Annotated in this window: 18 protein-coding genes and 3 pseudogenes; 14 read left to right on the top strand and 7 right to left on the bottom strand. The window is 65.7% G+C overall.

Going from position 1 to position 16,736, the window contains the following annotated elements; all coding sequences use genetic code 11:
* The first annotated feature begins 36 nt into the window (after nucleotides 1-36).
* Nucleotides 37-1,539, top strand: a pseudogene (locus E6W36_RS12805) (YifB family Mg chelatase-like AAA ATPase).
* A 27-nt stretch (nucleotides 1,540-1,566) separates the two neighbouring features.
* Here E6W36_RS12805 and E6W36_RS12800 read toward each other — a convergent pair.
* Together E6W36_RS12800 and E6W36_RS12795 are read right to left on the bottom strand one after the other, a co-directional pair.
* Nucleotides 1,567-1,815 carry a CopG family antitoxin gene (locus tag E6W36_RS12800; protein WP_222872841.1) on the bottom strand — a complete coding sequence of 83 codons (249 nt, stop codon included), beginning with the start codon at nucleotides 1,813-1,815 and terminating at the stop codon, nucleotides 1,567-1,569.
* 54 nt (nucleotides 1,816-1,869) lie between these two features.
* Entirely contained in the window at nucleotides 1,870-2,097 is a 228-nt protein-coding gene (locus E6W36_RS12795) for a BrnT family toxin (protein ID WP_222872840.1), read from the bottom strand.
* Between the two features lie 91 nt (nucleotides 2,098-2,188).
* Between E6W36_RS12795 and E6W36_RS19290 the strand changes: the two genes are divergently transcribed.
* The 4 genes from E6W36_RS19290 (at nucleotide 2,189) to E6W36_RS12780 (ending at nucleotide 4,953) form a co-directional block, all read left to right on the top strand.
* Nucleotides 2,189-2,683 carry a M16 family metallopeptidase gene (locus E6W36_RS19290; protein WP_246047699.1) on the top strand — a complete coding sequence of 165 codons (495 nt, stop codon included), beginning with the start codon at nucleotides 2,189-2,191 and terminating at the stop codon, nucleotides 2,681-2,683.
* Nucleotides 2,659-3,579, top strand: coding sequence for a M16 family metallopeptidase (locus E6W36_RS12790; protein ID WP_246047697.1), 921 nt, complete (start codon nucleotides 2,659-2,661; stop codon nucleotides 3,577-3,579). Before E6W36_RS19290 ends, E6W36_RS12790 begins: the two co-directional genes overlap by 25 nt.
* Nucleotides 3,580-3,731: 152 nt before the next feature.
* The gene (locus E6W36_RS12785) at nucleotides 3,732-4,148 is read left to right on the top strand and encodes a peptidase M16 family protein (protein ID WP_222872839.1); all 417 of its coding nucleotides are present in this window, start codon (nucleotides 3,732-3,734) and stop codon (nucleotides 4,146-4,148) included.
* Nucleotides 4,036-4,953 carry a M16 family metallopeptidase gene (locus E6W36_RS12780; RefSeq protein ID WP_281277331.1) on the top strand — a complete coding sequence of 306 codons (918 nt, stop codon included), beginning with the start codon at nucleotides 4,036-4,038 and terminating at the stop codon, nucleotides 4,951-4,953. The genes E6W36_RS12785 and E6W36_RS12780 overlap by 113 nt, the downstream gene beginning before the upstream one ends.
* Before the next feature lie 90 nt (nucleotides 4,954-5,043).
* Here E6W36_RS12780 and E6W36_RS12775 read toward each other — a convergent pair whose 3' ends face one another.
* Genes E6W36_RS12775 through E6W36_RS12760 form a run of 4 tightly spaced genes read right to left on the bottom strand, consistent with a single transcriptional unit; the run spans nucleotide 5,044 to nucleotide 6,614 of the window.
* Entirely contained in the window at nucleotides 5,044-5,244 is a 201-nt protein-coding gene (locus tag E6W36_RS12775) for a hypothetical protein (RefSeq protein ID WP_222872837.1), read from the bottom strand.
* Nucleotides 5,241-5,603, bottom strand: a complete 363-nt coding sequence (locus tag E6W36_RS12770; protein WP_222872836.1) for a hypothetical protein — start codon at nucleotides 5,601-5,603, stop codon at nucleotides 5,241-5,243. The genes E6W36_RS12775 and E6W36_RS12770 overlap by 4 nt, the downstream gene beginning before the upstream one ends.
* Nucleotides 5,564-6,241 carry a hypothetical protein gene (locus tag E6W36_RS12765; protein WP_222872835.1) on the bottom strand — a complete coding sequence of 226 codons (678 nt, stop codon included), beginning with the start codon at nucleotides 6,239-6,241 and terminating at the stop codon, nucleotides 5,564-5,566. The genes E6W36_RS12770 and E6W36_RS12765 overlap by 40 nt, the downstream gene beginning before the upstream one ends.
* Nucleotides 6,231-6,614 (bottom strand): cupin domain-containing protein, encoded by a 384-nt coding sequence (locus tag E6W36_RS12760; RefSeq protein ID WP_342776671.1) that lies wholly within the window; start codon nucleotides 6,612-6,614, stop codon nucleotides 6,231-6,233. The genes E6W36_RS12765 and E6W36_RS12760 overlap by 11 nt, the downstream gene beginning before the upstream one ends.
* A gap of 418 nt (nucleotides 6,615-7,032) precedes the next feature.
* Here E6W36_RS12760 and E6W36_RS12755 point away from each other — a divergent pair, with 418 nt between their 5' ends.
* The gene (locus E6W36_RS12755; RefSeq protein WP_222872834.1) at nucleotides 7,033-8,493 is read left to right on the top strand and encodes an NF038122 family metalloprotease; all 1,461 of its coding nucleotides are present in this window, start codon (nucleotides 7,033-7,035) and stop codon (nucleotides 8,491-8,493) included.
* 103 nt (nucleotides 8,494-8,596) lie between these two features.
* Here E6W36_RS12755 and E6W36_RS12750 read toward each other — a convergent pair whose 3' ends face one another.
* Nucleotides 8,597-8,752 (bottom strand): DUF1674 domain-containing protein, encoded by a 156-nt coding sequence (locus tag E6W36_RS12750; RefSeq protein WP_222872833.1) that lies wholly within the window; start codon nucleotides 8,750-8,752, stop codon nucleotides 8,597-8,599.
* A gap of 127 nt (nucleotides 8,753-8,879) precedes the next feature.
* Between E6W36_RS12750 and htpX the strand changes: the two genes are divergently transcribed.
* From htpX to E6W36_RS12710, 8 genes and pseudogenes are all read left to right on the top strand, one after another.
* A complete protein-coding gene (htpX, locus tag E6W36_RS12745; RefSeq protein ID WP_222872832.1) occupies nucleotides 8,880-9,776 on the top strand; it encodes a zinc metalloprotease HtpX in 897 nt (298 codons plus the stop codon).
* 107 nt (nucleotides 9,777-9,883) lie between these two features.
* A pseudogene (locus E6W36_RS12740) lies at nucleotides 9,884-11,097 on the top strand (RsmB/NOP family class I SAM-dependent RNA methyltransferase).
* 32 nt (nucleotides 11,098-11,129) lie between these two features.
* Entirely contained in the window at nucleotides 11,130-11,834 is a 705-nt protein-coding gene (gene rpe, locus E6W36_RS12735; RefSeq protein ID WP_222872831.1) for a ribulose-phosphate 3-epimerase, read from the top strand.
* A 115-nt stretch (nucleotides 11,835-11,949) separates the two neighbouring features.
* Entirely contained in the window at nucleotides 11,950-12,450 is a 501-nt protein-coding gene (locus tag E6W36_RS12730) for a hypothetical protein (protein ID WP_222872830.1), read from the top strand.
* On the top strand, nucleotides 12,447-13,451 hold the full coding sequence (locus E6W36_RS12725) for a heparinase II/III family protein (RefSeq protein ID WP_222872829.1): 1,005 nt from the start codon (nucleotides 12,447-12,449) through the stop codon (nucleotides 13,449-13,451). Before E6W36_RS12730 ends, E6W36_RS12725 begins: the two co-directional genes overlap by 4 nt.
* Complete coding sequence (locus E6W36_RS23585) at nucleotides 13,384-13,572, top strand: heparinase II/III domain-containing protein (protein WP_222872828.1); 189 nt, start codon at nucleotides 13,384-13,386, stop codon at nucleotides 13,570-13,572. The genes E6W36_RS12725 and E6W36_RS23585 overlap by 68 nt, the downstream gene beginning before the upstream one ends.
* A gap of 16 nt (nucleotides 13,573-13,588) precedes the next feature.
* A pseudogene (gene purH, locus E6W36_RS12715) lies at nucleotides 13,589-15,182 on the top strand (bifunctional phosphoribosylaminoimidazolecarboxamide formyltransferase/IMP cyclohydrolase).
* A 269-nt stretch (nucleotides 15,183-15,451) separates the two neighbouring features.
* Entirely contained in the window at nucleotides 15,452-16,720 is a 1,269-nt protein-coding gene (locus E6W36_RS12710; RefSeq protein WP_246047695.1) for a DUF7986 domain-containing protein, read from the top strand.
* Nucleotides 16,721-16,736 lie beyond the last annotated feature (16 nt).

The following is a 16,736-nucleotide window of genomic DNA, read 5'->3' as shown; positions in this document are numbered from 1 at the left end:
AGTTGCTAGCCTAGCGAGGAAGAGAATGGGGCAGCAATGGTCGCGCATATCCCGACAGTGGCGTTCCTGGGGCTGGAGGCGCGGCCGGTCGACGTGCAGGTGCATGTGACAGGTGGCATGCCGGCCTTCACCATCGTCGGACTGCCGGACAAGGCGGTCGCCGAAAGCCGGGAACGGGTGCGCGCGGCGCTGAGTTCGATCGGGCTGGCGCTGCCGCCCAAACGCATCACGGTCAACCTGTCGCCGGCTGACCTGCCCAGGAAGGCAGCCACTACGACCTGCCGATCGCGCTCGGCCTGCTTGGCGCGATGGGCCTTGCCGACCCCGAGCAACTGGCGGGCTATGTCGTACTGGGCGAGCTGGGGCTGGACGGCCGCATTGCCCCGCCCGGCGTGCTGCTGGCGGCGCTTTCCGCCTCCGCGCAGGATCTGGGGCTGATCTGTCCGGCGGCGCAGGGCGCAGAAGCCGGCTGGGCCGGGCGCATCGAGGTCCTGGCAGCCCCGATCTGATCGCGCTGCTCAACCATTTGAAGGGTGAGCAGCTGCTCACTGCCCCGCCGCCGGCCGAAGCCGCCACTCGCCCGCGCGGGCCGGACCTGCGGGAGGTCAAAGGCCAGGAGACCGCCAAGCGCGCGCTGGAGATCGCGGCCGCCGGTGGCCACAACCTGCTGTTCATCGGCCCGCCGGGCGCGGGCAAGTCCCTCATGGCCGCCTGCCTGCCCGGCATCCTGCCGGACCTCAGCCCCGAGGAAGCACTGGAGGTCTCCATGGTCGCCTCCATGGCGGGCGCGCTTGCCGACGGGCGGATCATCCGCGCCCGCCCGTTCCGCGCCCCGCACCACAGCGCTTCGATGGCGGCGCTGGTCGGCGGCGGGCTGCGCGCCAAGCCCGGCGAAGTCAGCCTTGCCCACAACGGCGTGCTGTTTCTTGACGAGCTGCCGGAATTCCAGCGCCCGGTGCTCGATCGTTGCGCCAGCCGCTTGAGACCGGCAGCGTCGTGGTCGCGCGCGCCAACGCCCACGTCACCTACCCTGCGCGCGTCCAGCTGGTGGCCGCGATGAACCCGTGCCGCTGCGGCCACCTTGGCGACCCGGCGCAGGCCTGTTCGCGCGCACCACGATGCGCCGTCGACTATCAGGCACGCCTGTCCGGCCCGCTGCTTGACCGCATTGACCTGCATGTCGAGGTGCAGGCAGTCGCAGCCGCGGACCTCGCCCTGCCGCCACCCGCCGAGGGGTCGGATGCGGTGGGCGCGCGGGTTGCCGCCGCCCGTGCCCGGCAAGGCGCGCGCTATGCCGGAACGTCGGCGCGCACCAACGCGGAGGCCGACGGCGATGTGCTGGCGGCAGCGACAGTGCTCGACGAGGCCGCAAGCCGGCTGCTGACGCAGGCAGCCGAGACCATGCGTCTCTCCGCCCGCGGCTATCACCGGGTGCTGCGCGTCGCCCGCACCATCGCCGATCTCGCCGGCGTGGAGGCGCTGACCCGCGTGCACATCGCCGAAGCGCTGAGCTACCGCCGTATCCAGCCAGTCGCGTGATACTCTGCCTTGATGGGCACCACGACCCTATCGCGTGATGGCGCGCTCCAGCGCGAGGCGGATAAAGCGCTGGTACGGCATGCCCTCCCGCGCGGCTTCCGCTTTCACGGCATCAAGCAGCAGGGTCGGCAAGCGCATGTTCAGCCGCGCCGCTTTCGGCGCCAGTTCAAATTTGACCGCCGTGAGCCCCGAGAGATCATAACCGGTCAGATCTGCGGTTTCGACAAAGACTTCAGCCTCGGCGTCCGTTCCCAGCTTCGGCAGTGCTTTTGGCATAATGCTCAACCTCCTTGCGATGCATGTATCGCGCGCTGATCGGACGCAGAAGCCTCAAACCATTCCGGTCGCGCAGTGTGAAGGCGATAAAACATGGCGCTGCTCACTTGTGCATCCGATTGCGATGTAGCGTGCCTCCCTGTTGGAGTGCGCAGGGTCCGGCATCATGTGCACGCCACCCAGGAAGACGCTTTCGATCAGCGCCAGCGTCAGGCCGTGTTTCAGGCACTTCTCACGGTTGCCATCATCCCAGTCGAACCCGTCGATGCGCGCAGTTTTCATAGGGAAGATCCACTATGTACATACAAATGTCAATACAAAGTTCCTGCATGTGCGCTGGACAATATTCCATGCCTTCAATAGGCTGCAAACCATGAAACCGACGCTGTTTTTCCAATTGGCGCTGGCCGGGTTCGCCCTTGTTGCTTCTCCTGTCGCCGCGCGCACCCCGACGCCTGCGGAGCAGCCCGCGCCGCTGGTCACGCTGGACTATTATAGGCTGGAGAATGGCCTGAAGGTCGTGCTGGCACCGGACGCCAATGCGCCGACAACCACCGTCGCCGTCTATTACGGCATTGGCTGGCGCATCGAACCCAAGGGCCGCACCGGCTTTGCGCACCTGTTCGAGCACTTGATGTTCCAGGGTTCGGCCAACCTGCCCAAGGGCGAGTATGACAAGCTGATTTCCGGCAATGGCGGCTCGCTCAACGGCTCCACCCGCTGGGACTACACCAACTACTACCAGGTCGTGCCGAGCCATGTCACCCAGACCGTGCTCTGGGCCGAGGCCGACCGCATGAAATCGCTGGCCATCACGGCGGATAACCTGAAAACCAGCAGGATGTGGTCAAAAACGAAGTCAAGGTGAACGTGCTCAACCAGCCGTACGGCGCGTTCGTCTGGTTGGACATGCCACAGGTCGCCTTCAGCAATTTCTATAACGCGCACAATTTCTACGGCGACCTGGAAGAAATCGACGCCGCCACGCTCGATCAGGCCAAGGCTTTCCACGAAACCTACTACACGCCGAACAACGCCGTGCTGGTCGTCGCCGGCGATATGGACAAGGCACAGGTCAAATCCTGGGTGCAGACGTATTTCGGCAACATCCCAGCCCGCCCGCGCGCAACCCTGCCGGACCTCAGCGAACCGCCACAGACTGCCGAGAAACGCGCCGAGCGCACCGACCCGCTGGCACCCAAACCGGGGCTTCAGGTGGCCTGGCGTGTCCCGCCGCGGCACACGGACGATTTCTACGCCATGGGCCTGATCGAGGATCTGCTGTCCAGCGGGGACGACAGCCGGCTCGTCCAGCGTCTGGTGCGGGACAAGGGCCTGACCGACAGCGTCTCCGGCGGCATCAACCCCTTCCTCGGCAGCCAGTTCAGCTACAACGGGCCGATGCTGATGACCTACGGGCTGATCCATGACGCCAGTGTCGCGCCGGAGATGATCCTCAAGGAAATCGATGCCGTCATCGAGGACTTGCGCTCAAAACCCGTGCCGGAGAGCGACTTGAAGCGTATCCGCACCCAGTTGCGGTCAAGCTTTTATGACCTGATCTCCTCGTCGAACCGCTTTGGCCTCGTGGACCTGCTGGCGAGCTTTGCCCTGTTCGACGACGACCCCGGCAAGATCAATACGATCGAAGCGCGGTTCGCCGCCATCACGCCGGAGCAGGTGCGCAAGACTGCCGCGAAATATCTGGCGCGCGACCAGCGCACCATCCTGATCGTCAAGCCTGGCGCGGAGCCACACCCATGATCCGGACCCTCGTGCTGCTGCTGGCGCTCGCCCCCTGCCCGCGCTTGCCGAAACGGAAACGCCACCGCCGGTCGGAACGCCCAAGGATTTTGCGCTGCCGAGTGTGGAAACCTACAGCCTGCCGAACGGCATGGGCGTGACGCTCATCCCCTATGGCTCGGTGCCCAAACTCGGCAACCCTGCAAATCCGCACCGGGCGGCTGGACGAAAGCGTGCGCGGCCTGACGGACCTGTTCGTCGCCCTGATGAACGAGGGCGTGGGCGGCAAATCGGCGGCCGATGTGGCGCGCGCGTCCGGCGATATGGGCGGATCGGTCGGGTTTGCCGGCGGATCGGACACCATGAGCGCTGGCATCTCGGCGTTGAGCGAATTTGCAGGCCCCGCCATCGCGCTGCTTGCTGACCAGGTTCGCCGGCCAAACCTGCCAGAATCCGAGCTGCCGCGCCTGAAGCAGGATGCCCTGCGGGCCTGGCAGTCAGCCTGCAGAGCCCGCAGACCCAGGCGGATATGGCGTTTGCCAACGCCTTTACGGTCAGCACCCTTATGGGCAGCCGGTTGCCCGCGCTGAAGACCTGCAGGCCATCAGCTACGCACAGATCAGACAGTTCTTCGACATGCAGTTAGGGGCGCGGCGCGCGCACCTCTATGTCGCCGGCCAGTTCGATGCGGCTGCAATCAAGCAAGTGATCGCCAGGGTGTTCGGGGACTGGCAAGAAGGCCCGCCGATCACGCTCAGCCCGCCGAAGCTGAACGATGCGCTGACGGTGCGCCTGGTCGGCCGCCCGAATGCACCGCAATCCACCCTGATCGTCGGGCTGCCGATGCCGGACGCCAGCAGCCCGGACCGCATCGCTCTCGGCGTGACCAACGAACTGCTGGGCGGCGACTTCTCCTCGCGCATAACGCTCAGCCTGCGCGAGGACAAAGGCTACGCCTATTCGCCGGACTCGTCGTACAGCCTGCGCCCCGGCTTCGGGCGCTGGGTCGAGGTCGCGGATGTGACGGCGACGAACACGGCAGACTCGCTCAAGGTCATCCTCGACGAAATCGGCAAGCTCAAACGCGAGGCGCCGCCCGAGGACGAGCTTGACCGGGTGAAGAACGGCCTTGCTGGCAGCTATCTGTTCCGCATCGCCTCACGCAGCGGCCTGATCGGCAGCTATGCGGCCTACGACCTGCTCGGTGTGCCGCGGGAGGAACTTGGCCGCTATGTCGCGACCATGCGCGCGGTGAGCGCGGACGACGTCAAACGCATCATGAACGCCTACTTCGATGAAAAGCGCATGACCGTCGTCATCGTCGGTGACGAAGCACAGGTGCGCACGCAGATGTCAGCGCTTCCAGAACTCAGCGCGGCGATCGCCAGACCCTGACCCGCGAAACGCTGAGCGTTCGATCAGGCCCGGCTCGCCTGCCGGCGAATGTCAGCGCAATTCCCAGCGTGCCGGCGGCGAACAACAGGATCAGTTGCGGCGCGGACCAGCCGGCTTTGAGCAGGACCGCCGCCAGAACCGAGCTGGCGACGATAAACCCTGCATTCGCGATGTTATTCGCGGCAATGGTGCGCGCGCGCCGCTCGGGGCACTGAGCGCCTGCAGGCGGGCGTAGAGCGGCGCGATGAACATGCCGGCCGCCAGCGCAATCACCAGCAGGTCTGCGATCAACCCCAGGCTGCCGGGGACGCCAGGAACATCGGGATATCATAGAGGCCGCCCGTTGCCTGCGGAAAGGCCAGAGTGCGCCGGGCGGCATCCGCCATGCCAAGCGCCATCGCAGTGCCTGCCCCGGCAGCAAAGCGCAGCGAGATCTCACCGCGCAACATCTTGCTGACCAGCAGCGAGCCGGCAGGAATGCCAAGCGAGAAGCAGGTGAGCAGCAAGGTCGCAACCGGTTCCTGCGCGCCCAGGTGGTGGCGTACGATCGGCACGAACTGGCCGGTGATCAGCGCACCCGCCGCCCAGAACCAGGATATACCCAGGATCGTCACCACCAGCGCACGGCTGGCAAATGCTGCGCGCAGCACAGCCCAACTCTGGCGCAGCGGCTGGAACGCCAAAGCCCGCTCGACCGGCGGTGCCGGCGGAATGGCGCGGCTGACCAGCCAGATCGTGACCCCAGCACAACAAGCGCGATGCCCGCAAGCCGTGGCGGCAGCAGCCCGCCAGCGATCTGCCCGAGCAGCACCGCAACAAAGGTGCTGCCTTCGACCAGCGCATTGGCGGTCAACAACTTGCTCTTTGCGACATGCTGCGGCAGGATGCCGTATTTGATCGGCCCGAACAGCGCGGCCTGCACACCGGCCAGTGTCAATGCGGCAAGCAGCACCGGCACGCTGCCGAACCACAACCCGGCCGCTGCGACAACCATGACGACGATTTCCGCCAGCTTCACCCCTTGCGCGACCCGGGCCTTGTCACGGGCATCGCACAGGTGCCCGGCAAAGCCGGAGACCAGAAAGAATGGCAGCATGAACAGCGCCGCTGCCTGGGCCGCCAGGCCCGCCGCTGCTGTCGCGTCGCCTGCGAACAGCTGGAAGGTGGCGAAGAACACCAGACTGGTGCGGAACAGGTTGTCGCTGAATGCGCTCAGGAACTGCGTGACGAACAGCGGGCCGAAGCGACGGCTGAGCAGAAGTGCGCCGCGCGGCAGATCAGCCGTCACGCTTGGGGTACGGCGCGCCGTCCTTATGTTCGTAGCCGCCGCCACCGGTATAGCGGCCGGCGGTGAAGCGCATGTCGATATCCGGATAATCGCCGGCGTCCGCGTTGTCGCGGTTGCTGACGACCAGGAAGGTTGCCGGCTGTGCCGAGCGGTTCTGCAGATGGTGGCCGTTCTGAGCGCCCGCCGGATGCGCAGCGCAGTCCCCGGCGCGCAGCACGGTCTCGCCATCATCCTCCACCAGCACGAGTTCGCCGGACACCATCATCACAAACTCATCCTCATGAGTATGCCAGTGGCGCTGGCTGGCCCAGGCGCCGGGGTCGATCGTCACGAGATTGACCCCGATATGCGTAAGGCCCGAGGCCTCCGACAAACGGAGCGCACGACGCCCGCGGCAGGGTTCGTCAAAGGTGCAGGATAGCGCGATCCCACCAGCACCGGCGCTGTCGACAGGTCAATTTTCGGCATTTCCGCACCTCCCGTCGCGACATTAAGCGGCCCGCGCCGGACTTCAAACGATATTGGCGCAGAATTTTTGACACGCCTACGCAATGTAATATTATTACATTTGACGTAGCGATGAACGGTTCATCGCAACATAAGAATTGCCGCCCACAACAGGAAAATGTCGCCCTGCTTTACACTCACGCAACACGTTAACACTATTTCAGAATTATTACAGCATCTTAGGATTTGGCGCAAAATTGCACATCTTTCCCCACCGTACGCCCACACGCCGACAAGGCGGGGTGAAAGGAAAAACCAAACGTCTTATTCATCGGGAGAGACCAATGCAGAAAGGCTTTACCAAGTCTTTGAAAATGCTAGGTGCATCCGCCGTCGCCATGGCGACGCTCGGTGCCGCCCAAGCGCATGCCGTGGCTTTTGACTTCACGTTCAACTTTGGCAACACCGTTGACGCTGCGACCCGCGCGCAGGTGGAAACCGCCTACCGCACCGCGGCGCAGTTCTGGAGCGATCGCCTGGGCGATAACATCACGGTGAAGCTCAGCGCCGGTTTCGCCTCGCTCGGGCCGAACATTCTCGGCCAGACGGGTAGCCGCCGCGTCGACGTCACCTATGCAGACGTGCGCAACGCGCTGATCGCCGATGCGACGACCGTTGCCGACCAGACGGCGGTCGCCAACCTGCCGACCGGCGACACGCTGAGCTTCTTCCATAACGCGCGCGGCGTTGACACCGGCAGCAATGTCGTCGGCGGCTCGCTTGACCAGATCAAGAACGACATCGAAGTCATCACGGGCGACAAGGTCAGCACCGACGGCAATGGAAGACTGCTGAATGTTCCAGCGAATAATTCACCGGACGGTGTCATCAGCCGTAACGAGCTGCGCGCGCAGGGTATCATCCTGAACGACGGCTCGAACGGCCAGACCTTCGACAATCAGGTCCAGTTCGTGAATACCGCGAACCTGAAGGCCCTGGGTTTTGACGTCTCGAGTCTCGGCGCTGACCCGAACGGCTTCGATGGCACCATCACCTTCAACAGCGACTTCACGTTCGACCTTGATCGTTCGGACGGCATCACCTCAGGCACGACCGACTTTGTCGCGGTCGCAACGCACGAAATCGGCCACGCGCTCGGCTTCGTCTCCGGTGTGGACTTTGTTGACATCGTGACCGGCCGCGGGCCGTTCAGCGGCTTCTTCGGTCCGGATCAGAACCAGATCGACCCGCTGGGTTCGTTCACCAGCGTGCTCGACCTGTTCCGCTATTCGAACCTGTCGTTCGATGACAACGGGCAGTTCATCGGCTTCGACTACACGACCGGCCTCGGCCTCGACGGCGACACGCTGACCAACGATCAGTTCATTTCGCTGAACGCCGGCGGCATTCCGCTTGACGTGCCGTACTTCTCGATCGACGGCGGCAAAACCCGCATCCAAGCCTTCAGCTCGGGCTCGTTCAACGGCATCGGCTTCACGGTCGCAACCTGCGACGGCTTCATCCTTGTCCCCGGCGACGCCTGCGACGGCGTGCTTGGCTCGGTGAACGTCGCACCGTACCAGGCCAGCCACTTTATCGAAACCTTCCTGTTCGACGAGTCGCTCGGACTGCCGGTCAGTATTCTCGATCCGTCGTTCCCGCGCAACCGCACCTTCGATCCGACCGATCTCGATTACCTCGCGTTCGACGTGATCGGCTACAACCAGGTGCCGGAGCCGGGTTCGCTCCTGCTGCTGGGCGCTGGCATTGCCGGCGTCGCGATGGCGCGCCGTCGCCGCCGCTAAAGACGTCACACGTCACACGACACCGGCGGGCCCTGCCCGCCGGTGTTTTTGTGCGGGAACTTCGCGAAATCAGATTGCTGATGCGCGTGGAAATCGTGCTACGTCAGAAGTCGCTGCAGACGCCGCCGACTTCCCAGTCGCCGTAGCGCGTCGGCTCCGGACCCTTCGGCCCGCCCTGTTCAGACAGCGGCGCTTCAGACACCGGTTTCAGCGCCGGTGCCGGGGGCGTGTCAGTCGGTTTATCGGGGCTCTCATCCATGACATACAGGTAAGCGGCAGGCTGACGCGGGGCAAGCACGCCGTGGCAAAATCGACAGGCGCGCCGCTTGAAGGCGGGCGGACCAGCGCCACATGATGGCCGGCATCGAAAGGGAGCGCGACAACGCATGAACACCATGAAGACTGGCCTGCTGCTCGCGGCGCTTACCGCGCTGTTCATGAGCTTTGGCTATTTCATCGGCGGCCAGGGCGGCGCACTGATCGCGCTGGTCGTTGCCGCGGGCATGAACATGTTCGCCTACTGGAATGCGGACAAGATGCTGCTGCGCATGCATGGCGCGCAGGAAGTGGACGCCCACAGCGCCCCTGACCTCCATGCCATGGTCGCGCGGCTGGCGCGCAATGCCGGCCTGCCGATGCCCAAGGTCTACATCATCGATACGCCGCAGCCGAACGCGTTCGCGACCGGCCGCGACCCGGCCCACGGCGCTGTGGCCGCAACCACCGGGCTGATGGCCATCCTGAGCCGGGACGAACTCGAAGGTGTGATCGCGCATGAGTTGGCGCATATCCGCAACCGCGACACCCTGGTCATGACCGTGACGGCAACGGTCGCCGGCGCCATTTCCATGCTGGCGAACTTCGGCCTGTTCTTCGGTGGCGGCCGCGATGAGGAGCGGCCCAACCCGATCGTGATGATCGCCATGATGATCCTGGCGCCGCTCGCCGCCATGCTGGTGCAGATGGCGATCTCCCGCACCCGCGAATATGGCGCGGACCGCGGCGGGGCCGAGATTTCCGGCAAGCCGCTTGCGCTGGCCTCCGCACTTGCGAAACTGCAGGCAGGTGCCCAGCGCATCGTCAATCCGGCGGCCGAGCACAATCCGGCGACCGCGCACCTGTTCATCGTCAACCCGCTGTCCGGCGCGAACATGGACAACCTGTTCTCGACCCACCCCAATACGGAAAACCGCATCGCCGCCTTGCAGGGCATCGCCGGCGACATGCGGCCCGCCTCCGTCGCCCGCCGCTCGGCGCTTGACCCGCTGGGTGGACGCCCGTGACACCAAGGCCCAACACCCGGCGCAGGCCTGCCCCACCCCGCCCGACACCCCGCCCGACACCCGGCGTCGCCAGCCGCGAAGCGGCGCTACGACTGCTGATCGCGGTGCTGCTGCGCCACCAGCCGCTCGAGCTGGCCATGGAGCAGGGGCTTGCCGGCCTTGATGACCCGAGCGACCGGGGCTGGCGCACGCCATCGTCTCGGCGACCTTGCGCTGGCTGCCCGACCTCGACGCCATGATCGACAGCGCGACGCCCAAGCCGTTGCCGCACGACGCCCGCGCCCGCCTCGTGCTGCGCATGGCGCTGGCGCAGGTGCTGGCGCTCGGCACGCCGCCGCACGCCGCCGTCGCCACCGCGTTGCCGCTGGTGGAGGCCGGGCCGCGCCGGCTGGTTCATGCGGTGCTGGGGCCTGCTGCGGGAAGGCGTATGCCTGCCGGATCGCCCGACCTTGCCGCAGCCTTATGCCAGCCGCTGGCGGGCCGCTTTCGGGCCGGACGCGGCGCACGACCTTGCGGAAGCGTTGAAGGACCAGCCACCCCTGGACATCTGCCTGCGCGACCCGTCGCAGACGCAAACCTATGCCGAAAGCCTTGGCGGCCAATCGCTTCTGCCGGGCCATGTGCGCGTGCCGGCGGGTGCGCCCGTCACCGCCCTGCCCGGCTATGATGACGGCGCGTGGTGGGTGCAGGACATCGCGGCCGGATTGCCGGCCCGGCTGATCGATGCCCGGCCCGGCCAGTCGATTGCGGACCTTTGTGCAGCGCCCGGCGGCAAGACCCTGCAGCTGGCGGCCACGGGCGCGCATGTCACGGCCGTCGATAGTTCAGCGCGCCGGCTTGAGCGCCTGCGCGAAAATCTCGCCCGGACTGGCCTTGCCGCGGATGTGGTCGTGGCCGATGCCACGACCTGGCGGCCCGACCGGCAGTTCGACGCCGTGCTGCTGGATGCCCCGTGCAGCGCGACGGGGACGTTCCGCCGCCACCCGGATGTGCTGCACCTGAAGGCCGGGCGCGACACCGCTGATCTGCTGGACCTGCAACGTCGGCTGCTGGCCCATGCCGCGACCCTGGTGCGCCCTGGCGGCACCCTCGTCTATGCGGTTTGCTCGCTGGAGGCGGAAGAAGGCCTGGCGCAGATCGAGCAGTTCCTGAAAGCCCACAGCACATGGCAGCGTGCGGTGCCGAGCGATGCCGAGCGCGGGCCGTTCCCCACACCCCGCAGGGCGACTGCCGCACCCGGCCCGGCGACCCGGCGCTGCCCGGTGGCTGCGACGGCTTTTCGTTTCACGATTACGCGCGCCCTGACTGCTCCTGTGATTGATGCGCGATTCCGTAACTGCTAAGGAAAAGCGCATGTCCACAAATGCTGTGCGTATCGCGCCTTCGCTGCTTTCGGCAGATTTCGGCATCCTTGGCGCGGAAATCGAAGCTATCGATGCGGCTGGTGCCGATTTCATCCATATCGATGTGATGGACGGCCACTTCGTGCCGAATCTCACACTGGGCCCACCTGTGATTCGCGCGCTGCGCCGCTTCACCGCCAAGCCGTTCGACGTGCACCTGATGATCGCCCCGGTCGATCCGCTGCTGGACGCCTTCGCGGACGCCGGCGCGGACATCATCACCGTGCACCCGGAAGCCGGGCCGCACCTGCACCGCACGCTGCAGCGGATCCGCCAGCTCGGCAAGAAGGCGGGCGTATCGCTGAACCCCGCCTCGCCGGTCGCGTGGCTGGATTCGATCATGGACGACATCGACCTGGTGCTGGTCATGTCCGTCAATCCAGGGTTCGGCGGCCAGGCCTTCATCTCCAGCCAGTTGGACAAGATCGCCCAGATTCGTCGCCGCATCGATCTCAGCGGCCGGGACATCATGCTGGAGGTGGACGGCGGCATTTCGATCCAGACCATCGGCGACGCCGTGGCTGCCGGCGCTGACGTGCTGGTGGCGGGGACGGCCAGCTTCGCCGGCGGCCCGGAGCGCTATGCCGACAATATTGCAGCGCTGCGTGCCGCCGCCAAGGTACGCGCAGTCGTGCCGGAACAGGTGACGGCGTGACCGCGCCCGTGCGCAAAGCCACGGCGGATACGATCCCGGAAGGCAACCGGCTCGTCCGCGTTGGCGGCGACCGCGGCCTCTCCTGGTCGAGAAAGTCACCTGGCGCCTGCGCCAGATGCATTATCGCTCGTTCCTGCACGGCCTGCGCCTGCGCGGGCGCTTCCCGCTCAAGCTGCTGGCGGCGCCTGCCGACCTCTGGGTCGGCGAACCGCTGATCGGCAAGGCGCTGGTCGACGGCCGCTTCGATTACATGGGGATCGCCATCAACACCAACGGCATCCGCTTCTCGGCAATCCATGCGCCGCTCGGCTGGCTGGAGTGGCTGCATGGTTTTCGCTGGCTGCGGGACGCGGCGACCGTGCTCGACCACCGGCGCGGCGCGGCGATCATCGAGCCGCTGGTCCAGCGCTGGCTCGACGAATACGCCCGCTTCGATGAACTGGTCTGGCGACCGGATATCCTCGGCGAACGGCTGATCAACTGGATGACCCATGCGCCGTTTCTGCTGTCCTCGTCCGATCAGGTGTACCGCTCGGCGGTTTTGAACACGCTGGCGCGCAGCGGCCGGCACCTGGCCCAGACGGTCGAGAAGACCCCAACGGTCTGGCGCGGGTGAAGGCGGCGGCAGGGCTGATCGTCAACGGGCTGCTGCTGCCCGGCGGCGAGCAGCGCCGGCACGTCGGCGAGCGGGCGCTGGCGCGCGGCCTGACCGAGACGGTGCTCGTCGATGGCGGCACCATCGCCCGCTGCCCGAGCGAGCATCTGGAAATCGTCAAGCTGCTGCTGACCGTGCGGCAGGTCTACCGCGACCGCCAGATCGAGCAGCCGGAGGCACTGGTCAGCGCGCTGGACCGCATGATCCCGGCGCTGTTCGGGCTGGTGCTCGGCGACGGTCTGCTGAGCGCCGCGCATGGCGGCAGCCTTGGCAATGCGCAGGAACTGGAGCGCATCCGCACCATCACCGACGTCGCGACCACGCCGCTGCGCAATGGCGTTCACTGCGGCTTCCAGCGGCTGGATGGCGGGGATACGGTCGCCGTGATCGACGCCGGGCCGCCGCCGCCCGCGCGTACCGGCACCGTGAGCCACGCCGGCACGCTGTCGTTCGAGTTCAGCGACGGGCCGCACCGGGTGGTGGTGAACTGCGGCGGCGGGCGTTCGGCGGGGCTCGCCATGCGCACGGACCTCCATGAATTGCTGCGCACGACGGCAGCGCACTCGACCCTGGTGATCGAGAACCTCAATTCGACCAAGCTGCGCGACGACGGCACTCTTGGTGCCGGAGTCGAGGAAGTGACGGCGCTCCGCCAAGAGAGCGCGGACGGCGTCTGGCTCGATTGCGGGCATGATGGCTATGCGGGCCGTTTCGGGCTGGAGCACCGGCGACGCCTGTATCTCAGCAGCGACGGGGTCGACCTGCGCGGCGAGGACCAGCTCGTAGGCTCAACGCACAGTCGCTGGCGCAAGCCGCGCGCCGGCCTCAGCTTCGACATCCGCTTCCACCTGGGCGACGGCGTCGAGCCGACCATGACCGCCGACCATCAGGGCCGTGCTCAAGCTGCCCAACGGCGTGTTGTGGGCGTTCAAGGCGCGGGGCGCGAAATTGCGGGTCGATGACAGTTTATGGGTTGACTCGCTTGGCAAGGTGCGCAGAACCCGCCAGCTCGTACTCACCGGTGATACGGCTGAAGACGGGGCGCAGGTGCGCTGGTCGTTCAAGCGCGGCACCAGAAGCTGATCCGGAAGGACTTCCCATGACCGTTGCATCGGCGGCGATCCGCTATGCCCTGCTTTCCGTCTCCGACAAGACCGGACTTGTTCCCTTTGCGTCTGCGCTGAGCGCGCGCGGGATTACCCTGCTGTCCACGGGCGGCACCGCGAAGGCGCTGCGCGATGCGGGGCTGGACGTCACCGACGTCTCGGCCCACACCGGCTTCCCGAGATGATGGACGGCCGGGTCAAGACCCTGCACCCCAGGATCCACGGCGGGCTGCTGGCGCTGCGCGACAATCCTGAACATACGGCAGCCATGGCCGCGCATGACATCGCGCCGATCGACCTGGTGGTGGTGAACCTCTACCCGTTTGCGCAGACGGTGGCGCGCGGCGCAGACTATGAAACCGCGATCGAGAACATCGATATCGGCGGCCCGTCGATGGTGCGGTCCGCCGCGAAGAACCATCGCTCGGTCACCGTGGTGGTCGACCCGGCGGATTACCAGACGGTGCTGGACGACCTGAACGCCAACGATGGCGCCACCGGCTTTGCCTTGCGCCAGCGCCTGGCCGCCAAGGCCTATGGCCACACCGCGGCCTACGACTCGGCGATCGCCGCATGGTTCAACGACAGCGTGCTCGGCAACGAATTCCCGGACCAGTTGACCGTCAGCCTCACCGGACACAGGCGCTGCGCTACGGCGAGAACCCGCACCAGGCGGCAGCCCTCTATGCAGCGCCTGCCGCCAGGGACGGCGTGGTGCATATGCGCCAGCTTCAGGGTAAGGAGCTCAGCTACAACAACATCAACGATACCGACGCCGCGCTGGACCTGATCCGCGAGTTCGAGGCGGGCGGCCCGGCCGCCGTTGCCATCATCAAGCATGCCAATCCCTGCGGCGTGGCGACTGCGGACACGCTGGAGGCCGCTTACGCCAAGGCGCTGCGCTGCGACCCGGTCTCGGCGTTCGGCGGCATCGTGGTTGCCAACCGGCCGCTGAACGCTGCCGCCGCGCGTGCGATCTCGGAGATCTTCACCGAAGTGGTCGCCGCGCCGGATGCAGACGCGGAAGCCCGCGCCATCTTCGCCGCCAAGAAAAACCTGCGGCTGCTGCTGACCGGCCCGCTCGACCAGCCGGGCGGCAAGGACCTGATCCTGAAGGCAGTGAGCGGCGGCTACCTCGCCCAGACTCGGGACAGCGCACGCGTGCGCGCAGCAGATGTGACCCTGGTGACGCGCCGCGCACCGACGCCGCAGGAAATGGCGGACCTGCTGTTCGCCTTCCGAGTCGCCAAGCATGTGAAATCGAACGCCATCGTCTACGCCAGGGATGGCGCGACGGTCGGCATCGGCGCCGGCCAGATGAGCCGCATCGACAGCACGCGCATCGCCGCCTGGAAAGCGCGCGAGGCCGCGGAGGCCGCCGGCCTGACCGAGAGCCTGACCCAGGGTTCCGTCGTGGCGTCGGATGCGTTCTTCCCGTTCGCGGACGGCCTGATTGCAGCGGCCGAAGCCGGGGCCACCGCCATCATTCAGCCCGGCGGCTCGATCCGCGATGCCGATGTGATCGCCGCCGCCGACGAGCGCGGCCTCGCCATGGTCTTCACCGGCGTGCGCCACTTCCGGCATTAGAGCCTTTCCGACTGAGGTCGAGGCACTTGTGTTGAAGTGGCTCAAGCGAAGGCGATAAGAAAGGCTCTCACCCTTTGTGGTGACCCTTCTTGTCCGTTTTGATTGCCTCACCAAAAGTGGTTCAATCAAAAACGGGAAGAGTCTAGGCTGGGGTAGCTTCCAAATCGGCAGGACGCCCATGAAATCCACCCACGATCTGTCTGGCCTGATCAAGTTTCTGAAACAAGAGGACTGGGCCAACCGGCTTAATGCGGTGATCATGGATCATTTTGGGCCTGCGCTCGAAGAATTCGGCATCGATTATGACGAACTGGATGAGATCATCGGCCCAATGGGCGGGAACCTTGTGGGGCTGCGCGTTCGAGGATCTGCTGACGCACAGCTTCGAACCCGATGGTACCAATCTTGTCGAGGTCTATCTCAAGCGGCGCGGCTGGAATGAAAAGGCCCAGAACAAAGCCTATATGAAGGCGCTGCGTCATTCGGTGATGAGCCTCTATGAGGTCAGCGAGATCATTCCCGGCCAGTCCATGTTTGCGCGTGACATGGTGCGCGACGCTGAACCGATCCTTGTAACCGAACGCAGTGCGACTCGGTCGTTGAAGCAATGGGACCGGATCGGCGCACGCATTGTCACGGTCAATGGTCGCAACATCCTCGCCGGCGGACTGCTGGCTTTCACGCATGACGCGGCGGAAGGCTTGCTCAATGGTTTCGCCGCCATATTGGCTGAAGAGGGTGCCGAGGCGATCGACTTGATCGATTCCGATCTATTGCTTGCCGGTTCCGCACCGCTGTTCACCAATGCGTGGCTCTTTGACACACTCGGCAAGGCGCTCGGGCACGCCCAGCCCTTGCTCCACAACAGTGATGGCGATGAAGTGATATTCCACACCGTTCGCCTGCCGCTCGCCAAGGGCACGGCGCAGGCGCAGGTCGTGGAGCGGCTTGACGGTATCGCAGCGCTGCGGCGGGCGCACGGCAAATTCTGGAACTGGCTGGACCTCTCTGGCGACAGCAAGCCTGCCAAGACGAACGGTGAGAACGCGCTGCTCTGGAATGTCACGATGGACGATGGCGCGCCGGTGCTGGGCAATGTCGAGGTAAAGGGGCGGTTCGTCACCCTCTCGGTCAGTTCGGCGGCACGCGCCGAACGCGGCAAGGCCTTGCTCGGCGAGGCGCTGGGCAAACTCGCTGGTCCGGCACTGACCGAAATCAAAACCCTCGATCAGGCGCGCAGCGCCGGTACGGGCGACGATGGCCCCACGCTCGACCTTCCGCCCGATCAGCATGAACGGATCATCCATGACTTTATGGACCGGCAATATCACGGCGCGCTTGATGAACCGGTAGGCATGCTGGATGGCCAGACGCCACGTGCCGCTTGCGCGAACGAAGCCGGGCAGCACAGAGTAGCGAACTGGCTCAAATATCTCGAAAACGGCTCATCAAAGCACGAGACTGCGAACGACCCCATAGCCAGCTATGACTTTGGCTGGATGTGGCGCGAACTGGGTATCGAGCACCTGCGGCGGTGAAGTGGTGCATGAGATT

The organism is Hankyongella ginsenosidimutans (genome assembly GCF_005144965.1).
GTDB classification, from domain to species: Bacteria; Pseudomonadota; Alphaproteobacteria; order Sphingomonadales; family Sphingomonadaceae; genus Hankyongella; species Hankyongella ginsenosidimutans.
Note: the sequence above shows the minus strand (reverse complement) of the source record. Positions and strands in the feature narration are given on the sequence as shown.

What these genes read in the sequence shown, in the direction of transcription:
- E6W36_RS12800 (WP_222872841.1), bottom strand. Translation starts at nt 1,815, where the DNA reads ATGCCAAAAGCACTGCCGAAGCTGGGAACGGACGCCGAGGCTGAAGTC.
- E6W36_RS19290 (WP_246047699.1), top strand. Translation starts at nt 2,189, where the DNA reads ATGAAACCGACGCTGTTTTTCCAATTGGCGCTGGCCGGGTTCGCCCTT.
- E6W36_RS12780 (WP_281277331.1), top strand. Translation starts at nt 4,036, where the DNA reads ATGCCCTGCGGGCCTGGCAGTCAGCCTGCAGAGCCCGCAGACCCAGGC.
- rpe (WP_222872831.1), top strand. Translation starts at nt 11,130, where the DNA reads ATGTCCACAAATGCTGTGCGTATCGCGCCTTCGCTGCTTTCGGCAGAT.
- E6W36_RS12785 (WP_222872839.1), top strand. Translation starts at nt 3,732, where the DNA reads ATGGCTCGGTGCCCAAACTCGGCAACCCTGCAAATCCGCACCGGGCGG.
- E6W36_RS12755 (WP_222872834.1), top strand. Translation starts at nt 7,033, where the DNA reads ATGCAGAAAGGCTTTACCAAGTCTTTGAAAATGCTAGGTGCATCCGCC.
- htpX (WP_222872832.1), top strand. Translation starts at nt 8,880, where the DNA reads ATGAACACCATGAAGACTGGCCTGCTGCTCGCGGCGCTTACCGCGCTG.
- E6W36_RS12795 (WP_222872840.1), bottom strand. Translation starts at nt 2,097, where the DNA reads ATGAAAACTGCGCGCATCGACGGGTTCGACTGGGATGATGGCAACCGT.
- E6W36_RS12750 (WP_222872833.1), bottom strand. Translation starts at nt 8,752, where the DNA reads ATGGATGAGAGCCCCGATAAACCGACTGACACGCCCCCGGCACCGGCG.
- E6W36_RS12730 (WP_222872830.1), top strand. Translation starts at nt 11,950, where the DNA reads ATGCATTATCGCTCGTTCCTGCACGGCCTGCGCCTGCGCGGGCGCTTC.